This is a genomic window from Pontibacter sp. HSC-36F09 (assembly GCF_024171605.1).
Classification (GTDB): Bacteria; Bacteroidota; Bacteroidia; order Cytophagales; family Hymenobacteraceae; genus Pontibacter.
The window spans coordinates 127,722-153,718 of the sequence record NZ_JALKAA010000008.1 but is presented as its reverse complement, the minus strand read 5'-3'; the positions used below and the strand labels follow the sequence as shown (position 1 = coordinate 153,718).

At 51.4% G+C, this 25,997-nt stretch carries 23 protein-coding genes; 15 read left to right on the top strand and 8 right to left on the bottom strand.

Features of this window, described 5'->3' with window-relative positions; all coding sequences use genetic code 11:
* The first annotated feature begins 102 nt into the window (after positions 1-102).
* From L1278_RS18400 to L1278_RS18390, 3 genes are all read left to right on the top strand, one after another.
* Positions 103-1,362 (top strand): zinc dependent phospholipase C family protein, encoded by a 1,260-nt coding sequence (locus L1278_RS18400; RefSeq protein ID WP_253406486.1) that lies wholly within the window; start codon positions 103-105, stop codon positions 1,360-1,362.
* Between the two features lie 265 nt (positions 1,363-1,627).
* Positions 1,628-2,080 (top strand): hypothetical protein, encoded by a 453-nt coding sequence (locus L1278_RS18395; RefSeq protein WP_253406485.1) that lies wholly within the window; start codon positions 1,628-1,630, stop codon positions 2,078-2,080.
* Positions 2,081-2,218: 138 nt separating this feature from the next.
* Positions 2,219-2,665: a hypothetical protein gene (locus tag L1278_RS18390; RefSeq protein WP_253406484.1), complete on the top strand. Its 447-nt coding sequence runs from the start codon at positions 2,219-2,221 to the stop codon at positions 2,663-2,665.
* A 45-nt stretch (positions 2,666-2,710) separates the two neighbouring features.
* Here L1278_RS18390 and L1278_RS18385 read toward each other — a convergent pair whose 3' ends face one another.
* The 5 genes from L1278_RS18385 to L1278_RS18365 all read right to left on the bottom strand — a co-directional run bounded on the left by L1278_RS18385 (position 2,711) and on the right by L1278_RS18365 (position 7,367).
* On the bottom strand, positions 2,711-4,225 hold the full coding sequence (locus L1278_RS18385; protein WP_253406483.1) for an HTTM domain-containing protein: 1,515 nt from the start codon (positions 4,223-4,225) through the stop codon (positions 2,711-2,713).
* A 91-nt stretch (positions 4,226-4,316) separates the two neighbouring features.
* The gene (locus tag L1278_RS18380) at positions 4,317-4,769 is read right to left on the bottom strand and encodes a hypothetical protein (protein ID WP_253406482.1); all 453 of its coding nucleotides are present in this window, start codon (positions 4,767-4,769) and stop codon (positions 4,317-4,319) included.
* A 174-nt stretch (positions 4,770-4,943) separates the two neighbouring features.
* Positions 4,944-6,308 carry a lysophospholipid acyltransferase family protein gene (locus L1278_RS18375; protein WP_253406481.1) on the bottom strand — a complete coding sequence of 455 codons (1,365 nt, stop codon included), beginning with the start codon at positions 6,306-6,308 and terminating at the stop codon, positions 4,944-4,946.
* A 174-nt stretch (positions 6,309-6,482) separates the two neighbouring features.
* Positions 6,483-6,881, bottom strand: coding sequence for a hypothetical protein (locus L1278_RS18370; RefSeq protein ID WP_253406480.1), 399 nt, complete (start codon positions 6,879-6,881; stop codon positions 6,483-6,485).
* A 264-nt stretch (positions 6,882-7,145) separates the two neighbouring features.
* Positions 7,146-7,367: a hypothetical protein gene (locus L1278_RS18365; protein ID WP_253406479.1), complete on the bottom strand. Its 222-nt coding sequence runs from the start codon at positions 7,365-7,367 to the stop codon at positions 7,146-7,148.
* Between the two features lie 311 nt (positions 7,368-7,678).
* On the opposite strand from L1278_RS18365, the gene L1278_RS18360 reads away from it, so the two are divergent.
* The 7 genes from L1278_RS18360 to L1278_RS18330 all read left to right on the top strand — a co-directional run bounded on the left by L1278_RS18360 (position 7,679) and on the right by L1278_RS18330 (position 16,529).
* The gene (locus L1278_RS18360; RefSeq protein ID WP_253406478.1) at positions 7,679-8,152 is read left to right on the top strand and encodes a hypothetical protein; all 474 of its coding nucleotides are present in this window, start codon (positions 7,679-7,681) and stop codon (positions 8,150-8,152) included.
* Complete coding sequence (locus L1278_RS18355) at positions 8,142-8,342, top strand: helix-turn-helix transcriptional regulator (protein ID WP_253406477.1); 201 nt, start codon at positions 8,142-8,144, stop codon at positions 8,340-8,342. The genes L1278_RS18360 and L1278_RS18355 overlap by 11 nt, the downstream gene beginning before the upstream one ends.
* A gap of 132 nt (positions 8,343-8,474) precedes the next feature.
* Entirely contained in the window at positions 8,475-11,288 is a 2,814-nt protein-coding gene (gene carB, locus L1278_RS18350) for a carbamoyl-phosphate synthase large subunit (protein ID WP_253406476.1), read from the top strand.
* A 674-nt stretch (positions 11,289-11,962) separates the two neighbouring features.
* Positions 11,963-12,235 carry a DUF4834 family protein gene (locus L1278_RS18345; RefSeq protein WP_253406475.1) on the top strand — a complete coding sequence of 91 codons (273 nt, stop codon included), beginning with the start codon at positions 11,963-11,965 and terminating at the stop codon, positions 12,233-12,235.
* Between the two features lie 206 nt (positions 12,236-12,441).
* Positions 12,442-14,886, top strand: a complete 2,445-nt coding sequence (locus tag L1278_RS18340) for a YfhO family protein (RefSeq protein WP_253406474.1) — start codon at positions 12,442-12,444, stop codon at positions 14,884-14,886.
* A 45-nt stretch (positions 14,887-14,931) separates the two neighbouring features.
* Entirely contained in the window at positions 14,932-15,831 is a 900-nt protein-coding gene (locus L1278_RS18335; protein WP_253406473.1) for a 1-aminocyclopropane-1-carboxylate deaminase/D-cysteine desulfhydrase, read from the top strand.
* Between the two features lie 68 nt (positions 15,832-15,899).
* Positions 15,900-16,529 (top strand): DUF4230 domain-containing protein, encoded by a 630-nt coding sequence (locus L1278_RS18330; protein ID WP_253406472.1) that lies wholly within the window; start codon positions 15,900-15,902, stop codon positions 16,527-16,529.
* A 107-nt stretch (positions 16,530-16,636) separates the two neighbouring features.
* Here the strand turns inward: L1278_RS18330 and L1278_RS18325 are convergent, their stop codons facing one another.
* On the bottom strand, positions 16,637-16,780 hold the full coding sequence (locus L1278_RS18325) for a PLD nuclease N-terminal domain-containing protein (protein WP_253406471.1): 144 nt from the start codon (positions 16,778-16,780) through the stop codon (positions 16,637-16,639).
* Positions 16,781-17,035: 255 nt separating this feature from the next.
* Positions 17,036-17,515, bottom strand: a complete 480-nt coding sequence (locus L1278_RS18320; protein WP_253406470.1) for a regulatory protein RecX — start codon at positions 17,513-17,515, stop codon at positions 17,036-17,038.
* A gap of 147 nt (positions 17,516-17,662) precedes the next feature.
* Between L1278_RS18320 and L1278_RS18315 the strand changes: the two genes are divergently transcribed.
* From L1278_RS18315 to L1278_RS18305, 3 genes are all read left to right on the top strand, one after another.
* The gene (locus tag L1278_RS18315; RefSeq protein ID WP_253406469.1) at positions 17,663-18,544 is read left to right on the top strand and encodes a DMT family transporter; all 882 of its coding nucleotides are present in this window, start codon (positions 17,663-17,665) and stop codon (positions 18,542-18,544) included.
* A gap of 74 nt (positions 18,545-18,618) precedes the next feature.
* Positions 18,619-21,240, top strand: a complete 2,622-nt coding sequence (locus tag L1278_RS18310; protein WP_253406468.1) for a DUF5686 family protein — start codon at positions 18,619-18,621, stop codon at positions 21,238-21,240.
* Between the two features lie 87 nt (positions 21,241-21,327).
* Positions 21,328-21,636, top strand: a complete 309-nt coding sequence (locus tag L1278_RS18305) for a hypothetical protein (protein WP_253406467.1) — start codon at positions 21,328-21,330, stop codon at positions 21,634-21,636.
* 96 nt (positions 21,637-21,732) lie between these two features.
* Here the strand turns inward: L1278_RS18305 and L1278_RS18300 are convergent, their stop codons facing one another.
* A complete protein-coding gene (locus L1278_RS18300) occupies positions 21,733-22,683 on the bottom strand; it encodes an EamA family transporter (protein WP_253406466.1) in 951 nt (316 codons plus the stop codon).
* Positions 22,684-22,845: 162 nt separating this feature from the next.
* Here L1278_RS18300 and L1278_RS18295 point away from each other — a divergent pair, with 162 nt between their 5' ends.
* Both L1278_RS18295 and L1278_RS18290 read left to right on the top strand, forming a co-directional pair.
* Positions 22,846-25,296 (top strand): bifunctional UDP-N-acetylmuramoyl-tripeptide:D-alanyl-D-alanine ligase/alanine racemase, encoded by a 2,451-nt coding sequence (locus L1278_RS18295; protein ID WP_253406465.1) that lies wholly within the window; start codon positions 22,846-22,848, stop codon positions 25,294-25,296.
* 442 nt (positions 25,297-25,738) lie between these two features.
* On the top strand, positions 25,739-25,987 hold the full coding sequence (locus L1278_RS18290; protein ID WP_253406464.1) for a FeoA domain-containing protein: 249 nt from the start codon (positions 25,739-25,741) through the stop codon (positions 25,985-25,987).
* Positions 25,988-25,997 lie beyond the last annotated feature (10 nt).

The following is a 25,997-nucleotide window of genomic DNA, read 5'->3' as shown; positions in this document are numbered from 1 at the left end:
TTTTTTTTCATCTTATGTAAGAGTTAAGTGTGAATCAGAAGGTAACGCTTATCCGCTGCTTTTTAAAAACCCTCTACCGAAGGTTTAGTGCAACCTACAATCATGACCTATCGCACCCTTTCAAAGTCAGGCTTCCTGGCTTTGTTCCTATACCTGTTACTGACGGCGACTACTGCGCGCGCCTATGGCGTGCTCACGCACCAGGCCATTATCGATGCCGCCTGGAAGGACTCTATGGAGCCGCTGCTGCGCAAGCGTTTTCCCAAGGCTACGGACGAGGACATGCAAAAGGCTCATGCACATGCCTATGGCGGTTCCATTGTGCAGGACATGGGCTACTTTCCGTTTGGCAACACCTTCTTCACCGACCTGACGCATTATGTGCGCAGCGGGGATTTTGTAGAAAACCTCATCGAATCCTCTACCACGATAGAGGAATACGGCTTTGCGCTTGGCGCCCTGTCGCATTACAATGCCGATATACACGGGCACCCGCTTGGCACCAACAAGGCGGTGGCGTTGGTATACCCGAAGGTTGGAGCGGAGTATGGAAAAGAAGTGACCTACGCACAGGATGCCGCATCGCATATTAAAACAGAATTCGGATTTGATGTGCTGCAGGTGGCGCGAGGCAATTACGCTCCCGAGGAATACCATGCTTTTATCGGGTTCAAGGTGTCGAAAGAGTTGCTGGAGCGTGCCTTTCTGGAGACGTACGGGCTTGAGCTGAACGATGTGTTCATGAACGTGCCACTGGCAATCGGGACTTACCGCTATACCATCCGCAGCTTTTTGCCTGACCTGACCAAAGCCGCCTGGCAGGCAAAAAAAGGCGACATACAGGAGGCAAACCCAGGTATAACCCGCCGTAAGTTTCACTACCACATGAAGCGCGCTGAGTTCAACCAGACCTGGGGCACAGACTATGACAGACCCAACATATTCGCCCGCTTCGCCGCCTGGATCATTAAGGTGCTTCCTAAATTAGGGCCGTTCCAGACGCTTGCCTTTAAGCCGCCGACCCCTGAGGCCGAAAAACTATTCTATCACAGCTTTAACACCACCGTCGAAAATTACGCAAAACTCCTAAAGCAGCTCCGGCAACAGGACCAGCTAAAGTTGGCCAATAGGCAGCTCGACACAGGAGAGCCCACAAAACCCGGCGACTACAAACTTACCGATGAAACGTATGCTGAGCTGCTGCACAAACTTGCCAAATCTGATTTCAAGTACGCAAGCCCGGCACTGCGGCTGGATATCCTGCAATTCTATCAACCCCGTGTAGCGCTGCAGGGTGTGGAGGAGGAAGACCGTCCCGAATTGAAAGAAGACTTGAAAAAACTGCAGGCCTATCAGCTGTAGAAGAAGGTCAAGCATTTAAGCCCACAGGTACAGGTATAGTCAGGTATGACACATATAAGCACACGGATGTTGCTGTGAGAGATTACTAACCTGCTGACGCGCATATGATTATAGCGGGTCGAACTTGTGCGCACGGGGGAATATGAGGAGCGACTGAAACCCTAAGCCTTAAAACCCGATACATATAAGTCTGACACCCTGCATAAAAGACCAATTGTGGACGCATGATAGGGTGTGCATGTGTTTAATTAAAACAAACATAACTATGGAAAACAAAACGAATAAGAATTCGCAATCGAATCAGAATCCATCAGCTCAGAGCAGCTCACAATCAAATACATCCAATATGGGCTCTAGCCAGTCTTCTTCAGCTTCAGGCTATAACAGCGGAAGCCAGTCATCTTCCAGAAATGCATCCGGAAGCAGCCAGCAGTCTTCTGCTTCAGGCAAGTCGAACTGGATGGACACGTTCAAGAAAGAGAACCTGAACAACCTGACAGGTAAGTTGCAGGAGCTTGGCAACAGCACCATGAACAAAGTGAATGGTCTGAGCACTACCCAAAAGGTAGTAGGTGGTTCCCTGCTGGCGCTGGGCGCAGGCTGGGTAGCCATGAACTCGATGAACAAAAACAAATCAACCTACATGGGCTCCAAAAAAGCGAGCTCGCAGGACAAGCTGAACAGAAACCTGAATAAGAACCTGGGTAGCAACAGATAGTTGCCCCAACGATAAAGCTACATGGCAAAAAGCCGGGTGATCAACCCGGCTTTTTGTTTCGTGAGGCTATAGCAGACAAATAAATTCCGCGTATAGCAACACAACCGATCTCAATAACTCTATGAAGAAGCGAATACTATGGAAATAAGCAAAGCACTGGTAAGCGGACTGGCAGGGGCCGTCGCTTTAACGATCACACACGAAACGCTGCGCAGACTTGTGCCTGAGGCACCACGGATGGATGTGCTGGGGATGCGGGCTATCTCAAAAATTATGAAGAAGGCGGGTGCACAGCCTCCTGCCGACGATACCCTGCGTACCTGGGCCATGGTGGGCGATGTGGTTTCAAACTCACTTTACTACAGTCTGGCCGGAGCCGGCAAAGATACCTGGCTGCGCGGCAGTCTGCTGGGAGCCGGGGCAGGGGCAGGCGCTGTGTTGTTGCCCGGTCCGATGGGCCTGGGCACTGACCCAAGCAACCGTACTAACAGTACCCGCGCTATGACAGTCGGGCTATACCTGCTGGGTGGCCTGGTAGCCGCTGCTGTAGGTAGCGCTCTGGCCTGCGACGATAAAGACTGCTGACATTCGAAGTAAGTAATTAGACGGTGCTCTGTATGTGCGATCGGTCTACTGCGGTAGATTGGCGCAGATGCAGAGCACTTCTTTTTGTGGGGTAACGAGTTGGTAATCAGGTTGGGTATACTCTTTCATGTATATGACCTGCAGTTCTTCTATGGGGTTTTGGGGATGCGCCTCGTTCCAGCGGCGCACCAGGTAGTTGCAGTAGTAGGGCCTCAGGAAAGCATAGTTCACAAACAGGTAGTTCTCGGAGTACTTCCGCCAGCGGTCATTCTTAAACATGCTCATGACGGAGGCGGGCTTGGCGTAATCTGCTTCCTTTCCCTCCCGGTTCAGGTCAATCAGTTGGCCGTTGGCTGCATGGCCTTCCAACACATACCAACCATCATCCTTAAAAACGGCCGGGGCAAACATACCCCAGCGCTGGTCTACGCGTAGCAGGTTGCCAAACCAGGCGGTGGAGTTCGTCATGGCGGGCACCCGCGTAGTCGCCCCTGCCAGGTTCCACCAGATGCAGTAGATCAGTACAAAAGTCACAAATCCCTCCCGGCCGTAATGCAGCTGATTCTTAGAAAGCAATGACTTCTGCATGCTGATCTCGAACCGCAGTTGCGCCGGACTTTTGAAGCCTTTGAAGATGCGCTGGAACTGTCCTGAAAAAGGCCTTCTAAAGGATGTGAAGAACTTTCGCTCTGCCCAGTTCATGGCCTGTGGCGGGAGCAAACCGGAGATGGAGGCAATGTTGATGAGGTAAAACAAGCCGACAAACAGGGTCAGGCTGATGCTGATGTGGAACACAAACAGCACGCCTATGACAACGAGCCGCCATACATGATTGTAGAATGGGATCAGTAACAGAAAAGGAAGCAGCAGCTCGGTATACCAGGCGCTAAGCGTGAGAAATTTCAGCAGCTCCGGGTAAGGATATATTAGCTTGCCAACAGGCATCAGGATCTGGTCGAGGCTGAGCGCGTAGTACAGTGCGGTGCCTTCTGTGTGCCACTCCGGTGAGTTTTTGAGCAGAGCCGTGCAGAAATACACCAGGAAGATCTGCATGATGTAAGCCACTGTAGCCGCGCTGAAATAGGTCGTCTGCTGCAGCGGAGGAGCTTCAGATTTGGTGGCATCGTAGCTGTAGAATTTGCCCCACGGCAGAAACATTCCCCAGAAGAGCAGCATGCGGAGCAGATCGTCGCCACCCTGTGCGATAAACGTGTTCCGGTTTTGCAGCGAGACGAGCAGTACCCAACTGATGATGGTGGCCGTACGGGTTTTATAGCCCAGCAGCAGGCATACTGCAAATATGGCCGCTACCAGAAAGAGCAAGGCCTGTACCTGCCAGAGTCCGCTCAAGGTATGGAAGGAAAAATGGTAGGGGTTCCAGCCAAACTGGTGCAGGACGTGCAACGGCAACACACCCATATTGGAATAGTGCGCCTCCAGATCGGTTGCCCGTATGGCCAGGTCCGTCAGGATGATGCCGGCTACCCAGATCCGCATGATGGCCAGTGCACGAAGGTCAACTGTAAAAACCTTGCGGAGGTATCCTTGCAGTTGATTCATGATGCTTCAGGTATAAGGTTGAATAAAACAAAAAGGCAAGCACCTCCCGGTCTTTGCCTTTTTGCTTATGTGATCAGAAGTAGAACGCCTGCTATCTTGGAGCTGTACCCATTGTGGTAGTTCCGGTAGTAGAGCCTGTCGTACCGCCGGTAGTAGTTGTGCCTGTTGTTGTACCAGTTGTAGTACCGGTTGTAGTACCAGTCGTTGTGCCCGTAGTAGTACCGGTTGTAGTTCCAGTCGTGGTTCCTGTTGTTGTACCCGTTGTCGTACCGGTAGTTGTTCCTGTGGTCGTACCAGTAGTTGTTCCGGTAGTCGTACCAGTGGTAGTACCTGTCGTCGTGCCTGTGGTAGTACCGGTGGTTGTGCCTGTAGTGGAACCGGTGGTTGTGCCAGTGGTTGTGCCAGTAGTTGTAGTACCGGTGGTTGTGCCCATATCGGTATCTGTTGCATCAGTACCAGTGGTAGTGGTGTCTGCACAACCGGTCATTGCCACAGTTGCCGCTACAAATGATAGCGCGAGCATGTTTACAAATGTCTTTTTCATAGTTCTTGTTGTTTGTAATACTGTAAAATTAGATTTCAGTATCCTGTTTACGGAACTAGTGCTATTTAGATAGCTTTTTTTGTGGAAATAGACCGGATAAGACCTGTTTTGGTACCAGATGCAGGTTTTCCAGAACAGTTATGCAGGTATAGATGAAAAGGAGAAGATGTGATTTTATCCAAGTTGCTGGCTGCCAGTCTGTTGGTGGAGGTACTCTTTTCTGGCGCCTTCCAGTTCCTTTATCAACTCCTGGCGTTGGAGCTTCAGGCTTTCCTCCACTGGACTGTTACTCAGAAAAAGACGAAGCAGCAACCAGCGCTCCCGCACACGCATTAAGGTGTTCCAGTAGCGCAGCGCGAAAAAGCCTGACAGGGGCAGGCTGATCAGGTATAGCAGCAGGTATAGAGTGCTGGGCCAGAAGTGCCACAAGATGCCCGCCTGCACCGCATAAAGTATCGGAAATGAAAAAATGCCCACCGACAGCATGATCGGTGCCCGGAACTCCTGCTCCTCGGTAAGCGCATTGGCTACCTTGGAAGGTATAATATAGGCCAGGTAATTGTTGATAAGCCCGTACAGGTATAGCGGCATGGTGAGGGTCAGCAACAGGGTGCGGGCGAGTGTCTGACGAAGCAGCACGTTGTTTTCCTCCACGGTGGGGAGGCGCTGCAGGTCCAGTTCCTGAAGCTGCCGGGTGTACGAGCGCAATTTCTCCCGAAACTGCTCAACCCGCGTCGGCTGCGTTTCCAGAAAATGTGCCAGCCCTTTTATAATAGCTCTTGTCAACAGAAAGTCGCGCACGTGACGAGGCGCTTCTATGGGCGTTTGGGTTGCCAGTTTTTCTTTGTACACCTGTTCTATCTGTCGCACAAGCGTGTCCTCGTCGTCGGTGGGTGTTACCACGATCAGCTTCTCAAGTTGCTGCCGGATGCGGTCTGTCAGCTCGTTAACGGTGCCCTTATCATCCTGCTGGTACTGCGCCAGGTAAGGGCCGACGGCAATGGGTTTTCCCACGTTCACAAACACATCACTCCGGAAACGGGTAGGGTCGGAGTAGTTGAGGCCCACCGGGAGTATCTGCAGGTCAGCCACCTCAGGCAATTGCGCCACAGCGCTCAGCGCCATCCGGGCAGTACCTGTCTTAAGTTTGCGCAGGCGCCTTTCATTAAAGCTAGTGCCTTCCGGAAATATAAGGAGCGTTTTGCTCGCCTTCAAGGCTTGGTAGCTGGCCTTGAAGGCGGCTTCGTTATCCACCGGCTGGCCCGGCCTGTCCTGGCTGCGGTGAATCGGAATCAGGTTCATGCGGTAGAGGAGCCAGTTATGCAGCGGCGAACTGAATACGGTGCTCTTCGCGATGAAGTATACCTGTTGGGACAGCAGCGAGGCGATCACGATCGGGTCCATGAATGTGTTGGGGTGGTTGGCCACGACCAGCAGCGGACCACGTGCCGGCATCAAATGTCGGTTGCGCACCACGAACCTCCGGAAGAACACCCACAGGCCTGTACGTAAGATCAGCTTTAAAACAAGGTATAGCATGCGCGCTATTCAGGTATGTGCAGAAGCCCCCCACAGGAGTATAGGCCTGCGTTTAGCCTGACAATATAAGTAATATCTTTCAGAGGCGGAGGATGGAGAAATCAGAAGAAAAAGGCCTGCCACCAGGTATGGCTACCTGTTATGAACGTTGGAGAAAAAGCCGGGAACCGCTGCCTATTCCTCAGAAGTGAGCCAGTCGTAAGCGGAGGTGAGGTCGTCAAACTCCCGGGTTTCGAAGGGGAGCGGGGAGGCGTTTTTGACAAACACCTGCTGGAGCTGTCGGTGGGCAGCAGGATCGAAGGGGTTGAGGGAGGCGGAGCGCCTGAGGGGGAGTTGGCTGAAAGCCTGAGCATACACGTCACGGGTCCAGGCCAGGTCTTCGGGGTCAAGGGGGGTGAGCAGGCGGCTGTCCGTAATGGCGTAAGGCGCTCCCAATTCACGAGCAAGCCTAATCAGTTTGATGAGTGCCTGCCTGTACTGCAAGCTACTGCATTTGCCATACCATTGACTCAGTAGTACATGGCTGGCTACATGATACTCTAAGAGCAGATAATCTGTCTGGAAGTAAACCATAATATATGGCGTTAAACCGGTGAATCCCAGCCTAATAATAATGAATTATTATAGTCAAGTCAACCTTTCCCAGAATAAAAAGTCCTTATCGCAATATCGTAATAATTCTATATTGTGCTGCTAGTTTCGTGATTTTGCAGCCATTTTTTGTAAAATAAGCCTGTTTAGACTTTCGAGTCTGCCAAACGGGCTGCACTAGTACACAAAAGCTGCAGATAGTAGCACAAGGTGCCGTTATCTGCAGCTTTTGCGATCAAAAAAAAATTATTTCGTCCTTAAGTTATTAGCGTTGCTGCCGTCCAGTTTGCGGGTGTCTTCCTCGTTTTTAGCTGCGACATTGCCTCCTTCTTCTGTGCCTTCCGGCTCCGAGTCTAAAATGTCGTGCTCTTCTTTTTTGACGCCCTCCAGCGGCTCGGGATTTTCGTCGGGCAGACGCTCGCTTTCATCGGAGTTGGTAATGATATCGTCTTCGCGTGGTGTTTCCATGGTTATCTTATTTAGGTTATACCATATGTACGTAGAGCGGGCGCAAGGTTTTTATGCAGGCTGTATTAGAGCAAGCTGTTCCTGCGATTCACTTTAAATCATTAGAGGAACAAGCTATTATGGGAGCGACAGGTATACAGTTCAGGTATAGGCCAGAAAAACCAGGTTGCCTACTAAGAGTCTCAACTTTAAGGCGATGTAAATAAGCAAGATCAGCAAATATAAATCTCATTGGTGTAAAAAATAATTTGCTTAATGTAAAATCTGTTTTACTTTTAGTAAACAGATTCGTACATATAATCAAAAAGCCCATGAAAGAAGTAATGCCCCCGATAAAGTTGCTGCCATACAGGTATAAGCGGTATGGCCTTTGGGTACTCATTACAGGTATACCTATCGTGACACTTTTGACCTTCGCCTTGATCAGTTTAGGACTTATACCAAGAAACGATGCTTTTTTTGATGAATGGTCTAAGCCGATCATCTACTACCCCATCATTATCGGATTGGCGCTACTCAATTTCTCAAAAGAGAAAGAAGAAGACGAAATGGTGCAGCACGTGCGTTACCAATCGTTTATGACCGGCGTATTGTACCTGATTGTCGGGTTACTGATGCTGCCTCTGTTCACTAACATAGTCAGGCTACTGGAGGGAAGAGCCATTGGTATGCCCGATGTAGGTGGTATGCTCGGCGCTCTGGCGCTGCTGCTCTTCTATACTTATATTTATTTAAGGATCAGACTTCACCATATCCGGAAAGCGCTCGAGGCCGATGAGGAATAATATTAAAGTAGAGCGGGCCAAAAAAGACATGACCCAAGAGCAACTGGCCGAAGCCCTGGGCGTGAGCCGCCAGACGATCAACGCCATCGAGAAAAATAAATACCTGCCCTCCACGCTGCTAGCCCTTAAAATGTCGGATTTGTTTGGTATCACGGTAAACGAGTTATTCATACTGGAAGAGGGCGATTGAGCCCTCCGGCTGACTCATCTTTCTAAATAATGCAAAAGCACTATGTGAAAATAATGGTCAGGGTACACATTTTCTGTTTGTGAGCCCCAACATTTTGCGGTAACTTTGGGCAATTTATACCTACCCATACAAATGCCTAAAGACACCAGTATTAAATCCGTTCTGATTATTGGTTCTGGCCCCATCGTTATCGGCCAGGCCTGCGAGTTTGACTATTCCGGTTCGCAAGCGGCACGCTCCCTTCGTGAAGAAGGTATCGAAGTGACGCTCATCAATTCAAACCCCGCCACTATCATGACCGATAGTGTAACAGCGGATAATGTGTACCTCAAGCCACTTGAGAAGAAGTACATCATTGAGATTCTGGAGAAGCATAAGATCGACGCCGTGCTGCCAACCATGGGCGGACAAACAGCCCTGAACCTGGCCATCGAGTGCGATAAGGCCGGTATCTGGCAAAAATATGGCGTTCGCATCATCGGGGTGGACATCAAAGCCATCGAGACCACCGAAGACCGCGAGCAGTTCCGTTTAAAGATGCTCGAGCTCGGGGTAAATGTTTGCAAGGGAGAAACAGCTACCTCGTTCCTGGAAGGAAAAGAGATAGCGCAGGAAATCGGTTTCCCACTCGTTATTCGCCCTTCGTTTACCCTTGGAGGTACGGGGGGCGGTTTTGTTAATACCCCTGAGGAATTCGACGCAGCCCTGACACGCGGCCTGCACGCTTCACCTACGCACGAAGTGCTGGTGGAGCAAAGCATCATGGGCTGGAAAGAGTACGAGCTCGAGTTGCTGCGCGATAACATCGGCAACGTCATCATCATCTGTTCTATCGAGAACTTCGACCCGATGGGCGTACACACCGGCGACTCCATTACAGTCGCTCCAGCCATGACCCTTCCGGACACCATTTACCAGCAAATGCGCGACCTGGCCATCAAAATGATGAATGGCATCGGACAGTTTGCAGGTGGCTGTAACGTGCAGTTCTCGGTGAACCCGGAAGACGATACCATCATCGCCATTGAGATCAACCCACGCGTTTCCCGCTCTTCGGCCCTGGCCTCTAAAGCCACCGGTTACCCAATCGCTAAGATTGCCGCCAAGCTTGCCATCGGTTACAACTTGGACGAGCTGAAGAACGCCATCACCAAAACCACTTCAGCTTATTTCGAGCCAGCGCTGGACTACGTGATCGTGAAGATACCGCGTTGGAACTTCGATAAATTTAAAGGCGCTAACCGTACACTGGGTCTGCAGATGAAGTCTGTGGGCGAGGTAATGGGCATCGGCCGTACCTTCCAGGAGGCGCTGCAGAAAGCCTGCCAGAGCCTCGAGATCAAGCGTAACGGCCTGGGTGCCGACGGCAAGGAAATGACGGACTACAACGAGTTGGTCTACAACCTGAAGAACCCAAGCTGGAATCGACTTTTCTGCATCAAAGATGCCATGCGTATCGGAATACCTACCAGCACCATCCAGAACCTGACCAAGATCGACCCGTGGTTCTTATCGCAGATCGAGGAAATCGACATGTTGGAGAAGGAGATGGAGAAATATACCTTAGCAACCCTGCCAGGCGAGCTGCTGCGTGAAGCGAAAGTGAAAGGTTACGCTGACCGCCAGATCGCGCACATTCTGCGCTGCCTTGAGAGCGAGGTGCATGCCGTGCGTATGGAGCTGGGTATACAGCGTGTTTACAAAATGGTGGATACCTGCGCCGCCGAGTTCGAAGCCAAGACGCCATACTTCTACAGTACCTTCGACGGTGAGAACGAAAGCGTAGTGAGCGACAAGAAGAAGATCGTGGTGCTGGGCTCCGGTCCGAACCGCATCGGCCAAGGTATAGAGTTCGACTATAGCTGCGTGCACGGCGTGCTGGCGGCGAAGGAGTGCGGCTACGAAACCATCATGATCAACTGTAACCCGGAAACGGTTTCGACAGACTTCGACATTGCTGACAAGCTATACTTCGAGCCTGTATTCTGGGAACACATCTACGACATTATTCTGCACGAAAAGCCGGAAGGCGTAATCGTACAGCTGGGCGGACAAACAGCTCTGAAACTGGCTGAGAAACTGGACCGCTACGGCATTAAGGTAATTGGTACGAGCTACAAAGCCCTGGATTTGGCTGAAGACCGTGGTTCGTTCTCTTCAATGCTGCGCGACCTTGGTATACCATACCCTCCGTTCGGCGTGATCGAGACAGCTGAAGAGGCGCTGGAGCAGTGCAAAACGTTGAAATTCCCACTGCTGGTGCGCCCAAGCTACGTACTCGGTGGCCAGAGCATGAAGATCGTGATCAACGAGAAAGAGCTCGAAGCCCACGTGATCGACCTGCTGAAAGACCATCCGGGCAACCAGGTGCTGCTCGATCACTTCCTCGACCATGCCATTGAGGCAGAGGCCGACGCGATAAGCGACGGCGAGGACGTGCACATCTGCGGTATCATGGAGCACATCGAGCCGGCCGGCATCCACTCCGGTGACTCTTACGCCGTGCTGCCTCCGTTCGACCTGAGCGAAAACGTGATCAGAAAGATCGAAGACTATACCAAGCGCATCGCTTTGGCACTGGACACGGTGGGTATCATCAACATTCAGTTTGCCGTGAAAAATGAAGAGGTATACGTGATAGAGGCCAACCCACGCGCTTCACGCACAATCCCTTTCATCGCAAAGGCCTACCGCGAACCGTACATCAACTATGCGACCAAGATCATGCTGGGCGAGAAGAAGGTGAAAGACTTCAACTTCAATCCGCACAAAGAAGGTTACGCTATTAAAGTGCCTGTATTCTCTCACAGCAAGTTCCCGGAAGTGAACAAGGAGCTCGGCCCTGAAATGAAGTCCACAGGTGAGGCGATCTACTTTATCGACAACCTGCAGGATGACTACTTTGTGAAGGTATACTCCGAGCGGAATCTATACCTGAGCGTGTAGTGAGCCGTAATGAAATATGCAAAAGCCCTCTTCTGAAAAGGAGAGGGCTTTTTGTTTTTAGTGGTATAGTAAAAGTGTGTTTTCGACTACCTCTGGCTAACGCAGCGGCTTTTGTAGGTATAGCGAACCGAGTTGCTCTGTAGCTTGCCCTGGCCGGGCGGGCCCTACTTTTTGTCTTGACACAAATCGAGGGCCCCTTCCCCCAAAGTAGGCAAAAAAGTCAAGACGCTCCCAACTCGCTGACCGCTCAAACAGTGTATTGTCATTTTGTGCACCGGGCTAATGCTGTCTTTTTCATAGCTTAAGGGGCAAGTTAGTCTTGCTATACCTGCCAGTGGCGTGTGCTACAACGCTTATACCTACAAATTAGCAGTAGCAGAAGTCCCCCTTTGAAGGGGGCAGGGGGATGTCAATTTTGCACGAAAATCCTGATTCAGGCAATTTAAAGGCGACCACAATCCTCCCTGTAACTCACATCCCGAAACCATTCCCGACGAAGGAAGAATATTTCCACCCATATTCCCATTTTCAAGCCGATTTCAAAATCCTTACCTTTGCATAAGCCCCGCCGAAATGACAGGAAAAACTTTTTGGCAGGGGAATTGTATCTGAACAGGTACTGTTTTTGTTAACAACTAGCTGGCCATATGCTGGCTATACCTTAACCGACTATCATGATCAAATTCATATTCGTTACCTTACTCGTTATCTTTTTTATCCGAATGATGGCCCCATTCCTTTTTCGCTGGCTGCTGGCCTTCTTTGTTAAGAAGAGTCTGCGCAACGGCACTTTCTTCTATTCTAACATGAACCAGCCACGTCCTGAACCGCAAACAAATGGCAATAGCCGGCGACAGGGCGATGTCAAGATCGACTATGTGCCGGAGCAACCTGACCGTAAGGATTTCAATGGCGGCCAGTACGTCGATTATGAAGAAATAAAATAAAAAGCCTATCTTTCAGCTCTATTCAAAGAGCATATTTAAATTTCGTATTTGCAAGCGAAAAATGGTCAGAGCGGGTTCTGACGCAATGATTTTAGAGTTGCATAGCAGCGCTATGCGACGAAAAAAGCATAAAGTCAGGTTCAATTATGAGCAGTTTGCAGTGCAAAGGATGAATTTTAAACATGCTCTAAGGTTTCCTGAAAGATATGACAGCTTCTATTGACTTTAAGCGCGATGTGCTTCCGCACCTCATCGCGATCCTGATTTTCCTTGTTCTTACCACCGTATACTTCGCTCCTGTCCTGTTTGAGGACAAGGCGATGGCGCAGCATGACATCCTGCAGTTTAAGGGCGGCGCCAAAGAGATACAAGACTACCGCGAGGCCACCGGCGAAGAAACCCTCTGGACCAACTCCATGTTCAGCGGCATGCCTTCGTACCTGATCAACACCCGCTATTCCGGCGACCTATCGGGCTACATCCATAGCATTCTGACCTTCAATATGCCGGCTATGGCAGGCAATATCTTCATTACGCTGCTCTGCGCCTACATTTTGCTGGTCACGTTGCGGCTCAATACCTGGGTATCCATTATCGGTGCTATTGCCATTGCCTTTACGTCCTACAACTTCATCATTCTGGAGGCGGGCCACAATACAAAGTCGCTCACCATTGCCTATATTCCACTCGTGCTGGCTGGTATGTTCTATGCTCTCCGGCGAAATGTGTGGATAGGGGCGGCTATTTTCGCGCTGGCCCTCACGCTCAACCTGCACTTCAACCACCTCCAAATGACCTATTACATGCTCCTGATGGTGCTGGTATGGATGGTGGTGGAGCTGATCTATGCCATAAAAGAAGGTAGAATTGCTGACCTGATCAAGCGTGGACTGGTGCTAGGTATAGCGGCTGTGTTGGCTGTGGGCGTTAACTTCGGCAGACTCTATACCGTGGCTGAATATAGCCAGCACAGTATACGCGGCAAGTCTGAGTTGAGCGTGGCCAACAGTGGCGATAAAACCTCCAGCGGACTCGACCGGGACTATGCCTTTAGCTGGAGCTATGGCGTAGGCGAAACCATTACGTTGCTTATACCTGATTTTTATGGTGGAAGCAGCAGCAACACCCGCCTTGACAAGGACTCGCAAAGTTACGAGGCTTTACTCGGCCTCGGTATGCCACCGATGCAGGCAGAGCAGGCGCTCGAGCAGGGCTTGCCGACTTACTGGGGACCGCAGCCCATGACGAGTGGTCCGGTATACGTAGGGGCGATCATCGTCTTCCTTTTCGTGCTGGGCCTTTTTATCGTCCATAAACCTACCCGTATCTGGTTGCTGGTCGCTACTATCCTGTCGATTGTGCTCGCCTGGGGCAAGAATTTTGAGGCATTCAACTACTTCATGTTCGACTACTTCCCGGGCTACAACAAGTTCAGGGCGGTTTCTTCGGCACTAATTATTGCGCAGATCACGATGCCACTGTTAGGTATACTGGCGCTTTACAAAGTCATCCGTGATCGTCATCAGATCAAAGACCTGGACAAAAAACTGATGATCTCAGCAGGTATAACCGCCGGTGTCTGCCTGCTGGTATGGCTGTTTGCCGGCTCAGCCAGCTTCGTGGGTGCTGTAGATGCGCAGCTGCAGCAGTCTTACTTCCCGCTCGACGCCATACGTGCCGACCGCGAAAGCATGATGCGTTCCGATGCTCTACGTGCATTCGTCTTTATCGTCCTAGCCTTCGGACTGCTATACCTGTATCTGAAAAACAAACTGTCGGCCACTATGGCGATGGCAGGTATAGGTTTGCTGATACTCGTGGATTTGTGGAGCGTGAACAAGCGATACCTCAATGACGGTGATTTTGAAAAGCGTGTGGTGGAGAACTACTTCCAGCCAACGAAAGCCGACCAAATGATTCTGCAGGATAAAGACCCGCACTACCGCGTGCTATACCTGCCAAATCCGTTTAACGATGCCCGTACCTCTTACTTCCATAAATCGGTAGGTGGTTACCATGGTGCCAAGTTGCGCCGCTACCAGGATGTAATTGACCGCCACATCGCCCAAAATAACCTGGAAGTGCTGCGAATGCTCAATACCCGCTATGTGATTACGGGTGATCAACAGCAGCCGGTGCAGCGCGTGCCGGGCGCCTTGGGCAATGCCTGGTTTGTGAGCGAGGTGAAAACGGTGAACAATCCGGATGAAGAGATCGAAGCTTTGAACGGGCTGGATGCCAGCACGACGGCTGTGGTGGACGCGTCGAAGTTCAAGACATCAGCCACCAGCTACAACGCGGAAGGGTCCACGATCGGGCTGACCGAATACCAGCCAAATGCCCTCACCTATGCGGTGAATGCATCGCAAAACGGTCTGGCCGTATTCTCGGAGGTATACTACGCAGATGGCTGGCAAGCCTACCTGGACGGGCAACCGGTGGACCACATTCGGGTGAACTACATCCTGCGAGCCATGGAAGTGCCGGCCGGAAAACACACCATTCAGTTTAAGTTTGAGCCAAAATCCTATGCGATTGGCAATACCGTATCCTTGATCTCTTCCATCTTGCTTTTATTGGTGATCGGAGGGGCTATTTTTTACAGTTTGCGCCGCAAGCCTGAAGAAGTAGAAAAAGAAGTGATCGTATAAATTAAGGCCCCGTTTTTGTAGATCGGGGCCTTTGTTTTAAGCCACATGGAAGCACCACTGCACCAACTGCACAGTCCGCTTTGGGAGGAGCAAGGTATAGCGCTTTGGGTAAAGCGGGAGGATCTGTTGCACCCCACCATTTCGGGCAATAAGTGGCGAAAACTCAAATACAACCTACAGGAGGCAAAGCGGCTGCAACACGACACGCTGCTGACCTTTGGCGGGGCCTACTCCAACCACATCGCGGCCGTAGCAGCGGCTGGGCAGGAGTTCGGTTTCAAGACCATCGGCATCATCCGGGGAGAGGAGCACCTGCCGCTCAACCCCACACTCACGTTTGCCACTTCGGCAGGTATGGAACTGCACTACATTTCCCGCGAGGCTTACCGGCAGAAAGCTGACCTCGTATACCTGGCGCAACTGGCAGAGCAGTTTGGCAATCCTTACATCATACCGGAAGGCGGCACCAATGCTCTGGCCGTGAAAGGCTGCACTGAAATTGTGTCAGACATCGCTATTGATTTCGACTACATCTGCTGTGCCAGTGGCACAGGTGGTACGATAGCCGGTATCATCGCCGGACTTAGAGGCGAAAGGCAGGTGTTAGGCTTTCCGGCTTTGAAGGGTGGAGAATTCCTGAAGGAGGAGATCGATCAGTTGATCGACAGGTATAACGGGCAGCACTACGACAACTGGCAACTGATCACTGATTATCATTTCGGCGGCTATGCCAAAGTAAAACCAGAATTGCTGGACTTTATGCGCAGCTTTCAGCAGGAGCACCAGCTGCCGCTAGAGCCTGTTTATACAGGTAAAATGTTCTTTGGCTTAATTGATCTGATCCGGAAAGGTTACTTCCCGAAAGGCAGTCGCATTGTGGCGGTGCATACCGGCGGATTGCAGGGTAATGCCGGTTTTCAGGAAAGGCTGGGTATAGCCCTGTAGCTGATTTGAACTTTAGCACCATAATTGCTGTGTAGACCGTAGTTATCACAACTGACAAAAAGCTGCTCATGCCCCTCATCCGATCCTTGTTCCGTCTGCTGCCCTTCATCCTGCTGCTCGTAGTGGGTTGGTACGTCTGGCGACAAGTGAAAGACACCTTTGGTCCCGACGAGAAACAACCCGAAATCATCGTCAACCACAACACCATCCTGACCACTGTGGAAGAGCTCGGGAAGATGGAGCTGGTGCGCTATAATTTCAAAGATGTGGTGGAGTACGAGAAAAACGTCTCGCGCTGGGTACCCAATTCGAAGGTGGTGCTGATCGTGACGGGAGAGGCCGTGGGCTGCATTGATTTTACGAAACTGACCGAACATGACATCCGCTTCCAAGGCGATTCGCTGGTGCAGATCAGTTTACCGGAACCCGAACTTTGCTATTACAAGATAGATCATAGCAAGTCCAAAGTTTTTTCAAAAGAGAACACCTATTTCCAGGATGCCGATCTGGTGCAGGAAAGCTACCGTTATGCCGAGTCCAACGTGAAGGAAGCGGCCATTAACTCCGGCATCCTGCGCCAGACGCAGGTAAATGCGGAGAAAGTACTGAAGCCAATTTTAGAGGAAATAACCGGCCGTAAAGTCGTGCTGGTTCCGCAGCGGGGTATTCAGAACCCGGAAATGCCTAGGAAGCGTTAATTACAACCGAATCGCTTTTTTGATGGTCACTAGTCAGCCATAAGCAATGCTGTCGCTCCACTTGTATGGGAGCGTAGCGTACCAATGCTGTTTAGTTTAAGGGCTTGCTACCGGCCCGAAAGGCTTATTTTCTGCTTTCTCCCTATCAAAAGATACAGTATGGCTCCTAAAACGGGCAGAAAAACGATTACTAAAACCCAGATCAGCTTATTGATGCTGTTTTCAAATTCGCTTGTAAGCAGATCGACCAAGGCCTATAGCCACAGAATGGCAGGAATACCCAGGAAAAATAAGATGAGCATTAATTCTGCTCCTCCTAGTCCACCGATAAATAACAGGCTGTTTAGCATCATGTTAAGTTAGTTTTTGTGTTGATACTTCTCTATACAGGTTCTAATGTAACACAAGCCTCCATCGTATACCTGTGAGGGTAAGCTATTGAAACAGGTTATTACAGTCTACTAATATAGAAATACCTTATTATATTCTGATAATCAGAAAAGTATTCATTCCAGCTTCTTTAGCGCATCCTGCACCAAATCGCTTTCATAGCCTTTACTCACCAGGTAATAAGTCAACTTTTGGCGGCGGGCGAAGGGATTCTTTTCTTTTTCAGTGGCATTTTTCTTCTCGAGGAGCTGCTGCAGATTCTGCTCATACACATCGTAGTCAATTTCCTTTAAACCCTGCTTGATGCAGTAGTCTGAGATGCCTTTAGCTTTAAGGCCTTGTGTGATCTTGCGGCGTCCCCATTTCTTGAGACCGTACTTGCCCCGCACATAGGACTGTGCGTAGCGCTCCTCATCCAGCATCTTCTCCTGTCCGAGGCGCACTATGATCTCTTCTACATCGTCAGGTTCCAGGCCATAGGTATACAGCTTGGTGCGCACTTCCTGTTGCGTGCGCTCCTGGTAGGCACAGTAGGCCGCTGCCTTGATCAGGGCCTCTTTCGGGGTATAGGTTTTCTGTTTTTTCTGTCGTTCCAAATCGTTCGTTTTGCTCCTGTTTAAAACAAGTATGAGCGTGCAAGAGTTGCGGCATTTTCAATTAAAAACAAGTTAACAAACTAACAATTAAACACACAACTAATCTGAATTCCCCGCACCTTTGTGGCTTCTAAAATTAACTCGGGTATGTTCTCAAAAGGAGTCAGGTTTATGCTGCTGTCCACGTTGTTTTTCTCGCTCATGAACGTGTGCGTGAAGCTGGTGCCGCATATACCTGCCATGGAAATAATATTATTCCGGTCAGCGGTGTCGATAGTGATTAGCTATTTTGCGCTGAATCGCCAGAAAGTGAGCGTGTGGGGTAATAACCGGGGGCTGTTGATCATGCGCGGCCTGACAGGTTCTAGCGCGCTCGTACTTTTCTTTAACACCCTGCAGAACCTTCCGCTGGCCACGGCCGCCACCATACAGTACCTCTCCCCGATCTTCACGACGATCCTGGGTGTTTTTATTGTAAAAGAGAAGGTCAAGCCCTGGCAGTGGGTCTTCTTTGCTATTTCTTTTGGGGGGATCATTGTCATCGAGGGGCTCGACGCTACGGCCGACTCGCTTTACGTTTGGATGGGGGTGGCGAGCGCCCTTTTCTCAGGACTGGCTTACAGCTCCATCCGCCGGCTCAACACCCGGGAGCATCCGCTTGTGATCGTGTTTTACTTTCCGCTGGTAGCCCTGCCTATTGCAGGAGTATACTCCCTGTTTCATTGGGTGCAGCCCGAGGGCTGGGACTGGGGCATTCTGCTGCTGGTGGGCATCCTCACGCAGTTGGGGCAGTACTACATGACCATGTCGTACCAGGCCGAAGAAATCTCCAAAGTGGCCAACCTGAACTACATCGGTATTATCTACGCCCTTTCGCTGGGCTTTGTCTTGTTTGACGAGCATTTCCAACTGGCCACTTACGTAGGGATGGCGCTGGTGCTGGTGGGTGTCATATTGAACGTGCGCTATAAAAACAGATTGTCGAAACGTGAGATCGAGGTCCTCGAAACCAAGCTGCCCAAGGTATAGCACAAAGGTCCTCCACGCTTAAATTCCAAAAAAGCTAAACACGATGGGCGGGTTTTGTCGTTAGTTCTTAAATTGTGAAACCCAACATTCAAAATAAGAGCCTGTTGCACATGCGCCCTACTTTGCTACTTTTCCTGCTATACCTGTTACCGGCCATCACCATGGCGGGTACCCTGCGCGGGCGCATCACCGACGAAAACAACCAGGGCCTACCTTTCGCCAGCATCTACATCAAAGAAACCGCCAGCGGCACTGCCTCCAACGATCAGGGCAACTACCAACTGCAACTCCCGGCCGGCACCTATACCCTGGAGTTTAAGTACGTCGGGTATAGAGCCCGCATTGAGACCGTAACGATCGGCGAGGGCGCGCAGGAACTGAACGTGCAGCTACTGCCCGAGGTGCTCAACCTGAAAGAAGTGGTGGTGAAGGCGGCCGACGAAGACCCGGCTTACGGCATCATGCGCAACGCCATCCGGCTGCGCAAGTACCACCGCGACGAAGTGAATGCCTGGAGCGCCCGGGTATACATGAAAGGCGTGGCCCGAATGGACAAAGTGCCGGGTAAAGTGCTGGGGGTGCGGGTGGTGGATGTGGACACAGGCATCGTATACCTGTCGGAGTCGGTGTCGGAGCTGCATTTCAAAAAGCCGAACAAAGTAAACGAGCGCGTCATCTCTTCCAAAGTGAGTGGCAAGAAGCAGGGCTTTAGCTTCAACCAGGCTTCCGAGATGAACATCAGCTTTTATGATAATCTGCTGAAGGTGGAGGGGCTGAGCGAGCGTGGTTTTGTGTCACCGCTGGCTAACAATGCGCTGTTCTTTTACCGGTTCGAGTACCAGGGCACTTTCGAGGAAAACGGGCGCACCATCAACAAGATCAAAGTCATTCCAAGGCGCAAAAACGATCCGGTGTTTCAGGGCAACATCTACATCGTGGACGGCTCCTGGCGCATTCACAGCACGGACCTGACCCTCACCAAAAACGCAGGTATAGATTTCGTTGATTTCATCCGGGTGCGGCAGGTATACGCTCCCGTACAGGAAGAGGTATGGATGCCGGTGTCGCAGCGCTTTACGTTCGAGGCTTCGGGACTTGGCTTTAAGGGAGGAGGCTATGCCACAGGCGTGTACTCCAGGTATAAGGTGCAGCCCGCCTACAGCCGTCCGCCGTCGGTAGTGGAGCCAGAGCCGGAGGTGGTGGAAGATGCTATGGCGGTGGAAGTAAAACCCGCCAGACGGCAGCGGGCACGGGTGATCGAACCCGTCATCGCAACACCCGAAGAACAACCCGCTATACATGATGAAAAACTCTTCAGCCGCGAGGTGCTGGTTGTGGAGAAAGAAGCCAATACCCGCGACTCTGCTTATTGGGCTGAGATCCGGCCTGTGCCCCTCACCGAGGAAGAGCAAGTCGATTATCAGCGCAAGGACAGCCTGGAGGTCATCCGGGAGTCCAGGGTATACAAAGACTCGGTGGACCGCATCCGGAACAAACCTACTTTTGGCAGTTTTTTTACGCGCGGCTATACCTACAACAACACCTACGAACGCCGCTTTTTCCGGATCGACCCGCTGTTGAGCCTGACGGGTGGGCCGAGTGTGCTGCAATTCAATACCGTAGAGGGCACCGTGCTGAACGTGGGCATGGAGTACCGGCAGAATTTTGAGGACCGCCGCTATTACGAGTTAGAACCAACCATCCGCTACGGATTTGCTAATGAGAAGCTCAATGCCAAACTGCGCCTAAGTTATACCTATAATCCTATCAAACGGAGTTCGGTTTCGGTAGAGGGTGGCCGCTTCGTGGACCAAATCAACTCCACTAACCCGATCTCGCCCTTTGCCAACACGGTCTATACCTTGCTGATGGAGCGCAACTACCTCAAACTCTACCAGCGCGACTATGGCCGTGTGACTTACCGTTCGGAAATTCTGAATGGTGTCACGATCCTGACTTCGCTGGATTACAGCCACCGCATGCCGCTGGAAAATTCCACTGACTATACCTTACGGGAAAGCAGCAGCGGCAACTTCACCTCCAATGTACCCGAGAATGCCGAACTGGCCGATGCCTCTTTCGATCCGCATCAAGCCCTGACGGCAGCCTTTACCGTCGCGTTCCGGCCGGGTATGAACTACATCTCCCGGCCCGATCGCAAGATCAACATCGGTTCGCGCTGGCCTACTTTTTCGCTGGGTTATCGGGGAGGTATAAAAGCGCTGGGCGGCGATGTGAGGTATACCACTTTAGCGTTGCGCATTTCAGATGACTTCAGCCTAGGCCTGCTGGGCAGCAGTGAGTACAGCGTTACGGGTGGCTCTTTTTGGGGCAAGGAGAACATGCAACTGATGGACTACAGGCATTTCAACGGCAATCGTACCATTTTCGCGGGTGTGTATACCGGCTTCCAGTTGCTTGACTACTACAGGTATAGCACCAGTAACCGCTACCTGGAGGGGCACTACGAGCACCACTTCAATGGCTTCCTGTTCAACAAGATCCCGCTCTTCCGCAAACTCAAATGGCAGGAGGTAGTGAGCCTGCATTACCTCAATACACGCGAATTAGAAAATTACCTGGAACTGGGCCTGGGGATAGAGCACATCTTCAAAGTACTGCGCGTCGATTTCTTCACGTCGTTTCAGAAGCGGCAAAAGGTGCACACCGGGCTGCGGTTCGGGTTTGGATTTTAAGCCAAGCACTTGGTGAAAGCTGTTTTATAACCAAATCCACAGGTTGGCCGTTAAAAAAGCACAGTTCATAACCATTTAAAAACGACTATGAAGAAGTTAAAAGATATATTCATAACAGGATTGGCGCTGGCCCTGGTAGCTGTATTGGGCACCAGCTGCGGCGAACGACCGCAGTCCGACCCGGTAGATGACACCAGTACTGCCGAAGCCATCACGAACAAAAGCGAGTCCACACAAAACCTGACCAAGCCACGCCCTGCCCCCATCGGCGACACCGCTGAAACAGGCGAGCAAGCCGACCGCTTTGGCAACCTGCCTTCCAACGTAGATACTGTTGCCCGCCAGCGGGTAGAATTGGAAAAGCAGCAACAAAAGAACCCCAATCAGCAGCCCTAACTTCGCAACCTGACTGCAGATAAAAGAAGGCAAGTACAGAAGAGGCCATACCTGAAAACGATCGGGTATGGCCTCTTTGCTTTTGTCGGGTATAGGTTACTTCACCACAGCCGTAGTACCGACTGGTGGAATCACCAGGCCGGCGCCCGTTTTCTTTCGGCCTTTCAGGTTGATGTTGTAGATGATCACCGAGATAAAGATGAGCACATAAGCCGCTACTTTTACTGCCGTGGTCTCTTCGTTGAAGTACACGAACGCCACCACAAAATTGAGGATCGGGTTGATGTACATCAGGATGCCGATGGTGCCGGACGTGAGTTCTTTGAGGGCATAAAGGTTCAGAAACAGCGGCAGCACCGTGAACAAAGCGCTCAGTATACCTGTCATCAAAAAGAAGTGCCCGTCCAGCGCCACATCGGAGCTGCCTTTGAACTGCTCGTAAAACGGCGCAATGAACACAAAAGAGAGTAAAAGCTGCAGCGTGAGCAGCACGATCTTGTCGTATACCTTGAGGATGCGCTGCGTGATCAGGTAAAAGGCATAGCTCAACGCGATAAGCAGACTAAACAGCAGACTTGTCAGTTCGCCCGTCCCGATCAGCACGCAGCTCAGCGCACTCAGGCCGATGGCGAGCCACTGGTTTGGGCGCAACACTTCTTTGAGCAAGGCAAAGCCCAGCACCGCCGTCAGGATCGGGCAAAGAAGGTACGAGAACGAGCCCGTCTGGATGTTGATGTGGTTGATCACGTAAATGAACGTGAGCCAGTTGATGGTGAGCAGCGAGCCGCCCAGAAAAGTAAAGAGAAGGAACCTGCGCGCCTCACGCGGCTTGGAGGCTTTTACCTGCGCAAGCGTCTGCAGGAGGTATTTGCGCCGGAAAAGCACCGTGATCAGCACCAGAAACAGCATAGACAAGGTCACCCGAAAGAACAGGATCTGTCCGCTCGGGTAGTCGGCCAGGGCCTTGAGCGGGAAAGGGATAAAGCCCCAGATGACAAAGGCTGCTATACCTGCCGCGTAATATGGTTTGGTGTTCGTTGTTTCCATTTCAATATAAAAGAGCGCAAATGTATCGTTTTGATTTTGAAAAAGCCGCTATATAGTTTCCGATATCCGTGTTTTGACATCAGTTGCCGACCGGTTTAATTATTTGCAGCTCATCCCAACCCTTCGTCTGAAACCTTATCTTTGAGCTTTAAATTAAATTGTATGCTCAGCTTTCACCAGCTTCAAGCCATTACAGGAGGTGCCGTGTTGCAACAGCTGCAGGAAAGCCCCGTGGTGCACCTGCTCACCGACAGCCGCAAACTTTCGCAGTCGGCGGGCACGCTGTTTTTTGCCATCAGGGGTCGCCACAACGACGGGCACGTATACCTGGAGCAACTTTACAGGCTGGGCGTGCGGCAGTTTGTGGTGGAGGAAGCAGCAGGTATGGAGCAGCTATACCCCGAGGCGAATATTTTGCAGGTAAAGAGCAGTCTGGAGGCTTTGCAGGCAGTAGCGGCCTGGCACCGGACGCAGTTCCGTATACCTGTGCTGGGCATTACGGGCAGCAACGGCAAGACCATTGTGAAGGAGTGGCTGGCGCAACTGTTGAGTCCGGAAGAGTTGGTGGTGAAGAGCCCGCGCAGTTACAATTCCCAGATCGGGGTGCCGCTCTCAGTCTGGCAGATGGATGCCAACCATACCTTTGGCTTGTTCGAGGCAGGTATATCGCAACCCGGCGAGATGCAGAAACTGCAGCAAATCATACAGCCTACACTCGGGCTTTTCACTAACATCGGCAGCGCCCACGACGAAGGCTTTACAAGTCGACGGCAGAAGGTGGCGGAGAAAATGCAGCTATTCAGTGAAGTGGAGCTGCTTTTCTATTGTCTGGATCACGAGTTGGTACACGAAGCGGTGCAGGCGAGCGGTATACCTGCATTTACTTGGTCGCGCCAGCAACAGGCGGATGTTGAAATCCATAATAGTACCGTCTCTGGCCATAAAACCATCGTGCGCTATACCTTCCGGGGCGAGCAGCACAGCCTGGCTATACCTTTCACAGATGAGGCTTCCGTAGAAAATACCCTGCACTGCCTGGCAGTGCTGCTGCAACGTGGCACTGACCTCACGGCTATACAAGACCGTATGGACCGGCTGCAACCCGTGGCCATGCGCCTCGAAATGAAAGAAGCCATCAATGGCTGCTACCTCATCGACGACACCTACAACAACGACCTCGCCGGTCTTTCCATCGCCCTCGACCTGCTGGCCAGTCAGCCGAAGCGGGGGAGGCGAACGCTTATACTTTCCGATTTGCTGGAGTCCGGTATGCCCGAGGGGAAACTTTACAGCGAAGTGGCTGCCCTCACCAAAGCCCGCCAGGTGGAGCGCCTGATCGGGATCGGGCCAATCATAAAGGCGCATGGTGCTAAGTTCGGCGGCGACATGAGCTTCTATACCAGTACTGCCGAATTCCTGCAGCAGTTCAGTTCGGAGCAGTTCCGCAATGAGCTGGTGCTGGTGAAGGGCGCGCGCGTGTTCGGTTTTGAGAAGATCGTGCAGGCTTTTCAGCAGAAGGTGCATGGCACGGTGCTGGAAGTGAACCTGGATGCGCTGGTGCACAACCTCAACTACTACCGCTCCAAACTGGCATCGGGCACCAAACTGATGGTGATGGTGAAAGCCTTTGCCTACGGAAGCGGCAGCTTTGAAGTGGCCAACCTCCTGCAGTTTCATCGGATAGATTATTTAGCGGTAGCTTATGTAGACGAAGGTGTGAGTCTGCGCGAGCAAGGCATCACGCTGCCGATCATGGTCATGAATCCGTCGCCGGACAGCCTGGCCAAACTGCACCAGTACAGCTTAGAGCCTGAGATATATTCCCTAGAGTTACTCCGCGATTTTCTGGAAACTGCACAGCCTGGTATCGGCTACAAAATTCACCTGAAACTCGACACCGGCATGCACCGCCTTGGCTTTACAGGAGATGATTTTGACGAACTTTTCTCCTTGCTGGAGCAGCATCCACAGGTGCGGGTGGTGAGCACGTTCAGTCACCTGGCGGGGGCCGACGAAGCCCTGCACGACGATTTTTCGCACAGGCAACTGCAAAACTTCACTGCTTTGGCAGCTGCAGTGGAAGAACATCTCGGCTATACCTTGCTCAAGCATATTCTCAATTCAGCGGGCATCGTGCGCTTCCCGGAGCACCAGCTGGACATGGTGCGCTTAGGTATAGGCTTGTACGGTGTGGAGTCCACGGGCTCGGAGCAGGAGTCGCTGCAACCGGTTAGTACGCTCAAAACCACCATCTCGCAGCTTAAGCACATCCGGCAGGGCGAAACCGTGGGCTACAGCCGCAAAGGTATAGCCGACACCGACAAGACCATCGCCACCATTGCCATCGGTTACGCCGATGGCTACGACCGGCGCTTCAGCAACGGCACCGGACATGTGCTCGTCAACGGCCAGCGCGCGCCGATCATCGGCAACGTATGCATGGACATGTGCATGGTCGACGTAACCGGTATACCTGCCAAAGTAGGCGACGAAGTGACAGTGTTCGGGCCGCAACTCACACTTGTTGAACTAGCGCAACGCATCGGCACCATCCCTTACGAATTGCTCACCAACGTCAGCTCCCGCGTCAAGCGCATCTTCTTCTCGGAGTAACTTTACTGATTTGAGGGTTTGTAGATTCGGAAATTTGAAAATGAATGTGCCGATGACGAGTTCAGGATTTGAAACTATCAAAATTTTAAAGGAACAATTGATTTGCGATCTGAGTGTGGGCTTCCGGTGCAGTAGCTTCCTGGTGCAGGGTTCGTAGCGAAACCGCAAAGTCAGGTATAGAAAGGCCGTTACTTGCAGGTATAGTGTAGGCGCTGTAGTACAGGTATAGCTACTCCGGCCAGTACCAGTGATAACCGAACGCAAGGTTTTTTACCAACAACACCTTAGCCCGTCATTAAATCCCCATATCTCCACATCTCTAAATTTTAAAATCCCCAAATCCTCACATCTTCAAATCATAAGTCCTATTCTTTTGCAATACCGGGGAACAGCTTGTATCTTGCAGTTGTTTATAAACAGTCTAAATAAAAGAAGAGAAATCGTGCGTAACAGGATACAGAAATCACAGGACCAGAAGAGTGTGCGCGATCTGAAGATCGGGGAGAGTGGAGAGATTTCTAGCCTAAACGACCCGGAAATGGCACTTAAGCTACTCGAGATGGGCTGTATACCTGGTGCCGAAGTGAAGCTGAACAGCAAAGCCCCCTTCGGAGACCCTGTTACCATTATCGTGAACGACTATACGCTCTCACTCCGTTTAGACGAAGCTGAAACCATTCTGCTGAAGTAGATTTATTACC

Bases quoted from the DNA above. Each gene is read 5' to 3' on its own strand.
- L1278_RS18400 (WP_253406486.1), top strand. From the start codon at position 103: ATGACCTATCGCACCCTTTCAAAGTCAGGCTTCCTGGCTTTGTTCCTA.
- L1278_RS18395 (WP_253406485.1), top strand. From the start codon at position 1,628: ATGGAAAACAAAACGAATAAGAATTCGCAATCGAATCAGAATCCATCA.
- L1278_RS18390 (WP_253406484.1), top strand. From the start codon at position 2,219: ATGGAAATAAGCAAAGCACTGGTAAGCGGACTGGCAGGGGCCGTCGCT.
- L1278_RS18385 (WP_253406483.1), bottom strand. From the start codon at position 4,225: ATGAATCAACTGCAAGGATACCTCCGCAAGGTTTTTACAGTTGACCTT.
- L1278_RS18380 (WP_253406482.1), bottom strand. From the start codon at position 4,769: ATGAAAAAGACATTTGTAAACATGCTCGCGCTATCATTTGTAGCGGCA.
- L1278_RS18375 (WP_253406481.1), bottom strand. From the start codon at position 6,308: ATGCTATACCTTGTTTTAAAGCTGATCTTACGTACAGGCCTGTGGGTG.
- L1278_RS18370 (WP_253406480.1), bottom strand. From the start codon at position 6,881: ATGGTTTACTTCCAGACAGATTATCTGCTCTTAGAGTATCATGTAGCC.
- L1278_RS18365 (WP_253406479.1), bottom strand. From the start codon at position 7,367: ATGGAAACACCACGCGAAGACGATATCATTACCAACTCCGATGAAAGC.
- L1278_RS18360 (WP_253406478.1), top strand. From the start codon at position 7,679: ATGAAAGAAGTAATGCCCCCGATAAAGTTGCTGCCATACAGGTATAAG.
- L1278_RS18355 (WP_253406477.1), top strand. From the start codon at position 8,142: ATGAGGAATAATATTAAAGTAGAGCGGGCCAAAAAAGACATGACCCAA.
- carB (WP_253406476.1), top strand. From the start codon at position 8,475: ATGCCTAAAGACACCAGTATTAAATCCGTTCTGATTATTGGTTCTGGC.
- L1278_RS18345 (WP_253406475.1), top strand. From the start codon at position 11,963: ATGATCAAATTCATATTCGTTACCTTACTCGTTATCTTTTTTATCCGA.
- L1278_RS18340 (WP_253406474.1), top strand. From the start codon at position 12,442: ATGACAGCTTCTATTGACTTTAAGCGCGATGTGCTTCCGCACCTCATC.
- L1278_RS18335 (WP_253406473.1), top strand. From the start codon at position 14,932: ATGGAAGCACCACTGCACCAACTGCACAGTCCGCTTTGGGAGGAGCAA.
- L1278_RS18330 (WP_253406472.1), top strand. From the start codon at position 15,900: ATGCCCCTCATCCGATCCTTGTTCCGTCTGCTGCCCTTCATCCTGCTG.
- L1278_RS18315 (WP_253406469.1), top strand. From the start codon at position 17,663: ATGTTCTCAAAAGGAGTCAGGTTTATGCTGCTGTCCACGTTGTTTTTC.
- L1278_RS18305 (WP_253406467.1), top strand. From the start codon at position 21,328: ATGAAGAAGTTAAAAGATATATTCATAACAGGATTGGCGCTGGCCCTG.
- L1278_RS18300 (WP_253406466.1), bottom strand. From the start codon at position 22,683: ATGGAAACAACGAACACCAAACCATATTACGCGGCAGGTATAGCAGCC.
- L1278_RS18295 (WP_253406465.1), top strand. From the start codon at position 22,846: ATGCTCAGCTTTCACCAGCTTCAAGCCATTACAGGAGGTGCCGTGTTG.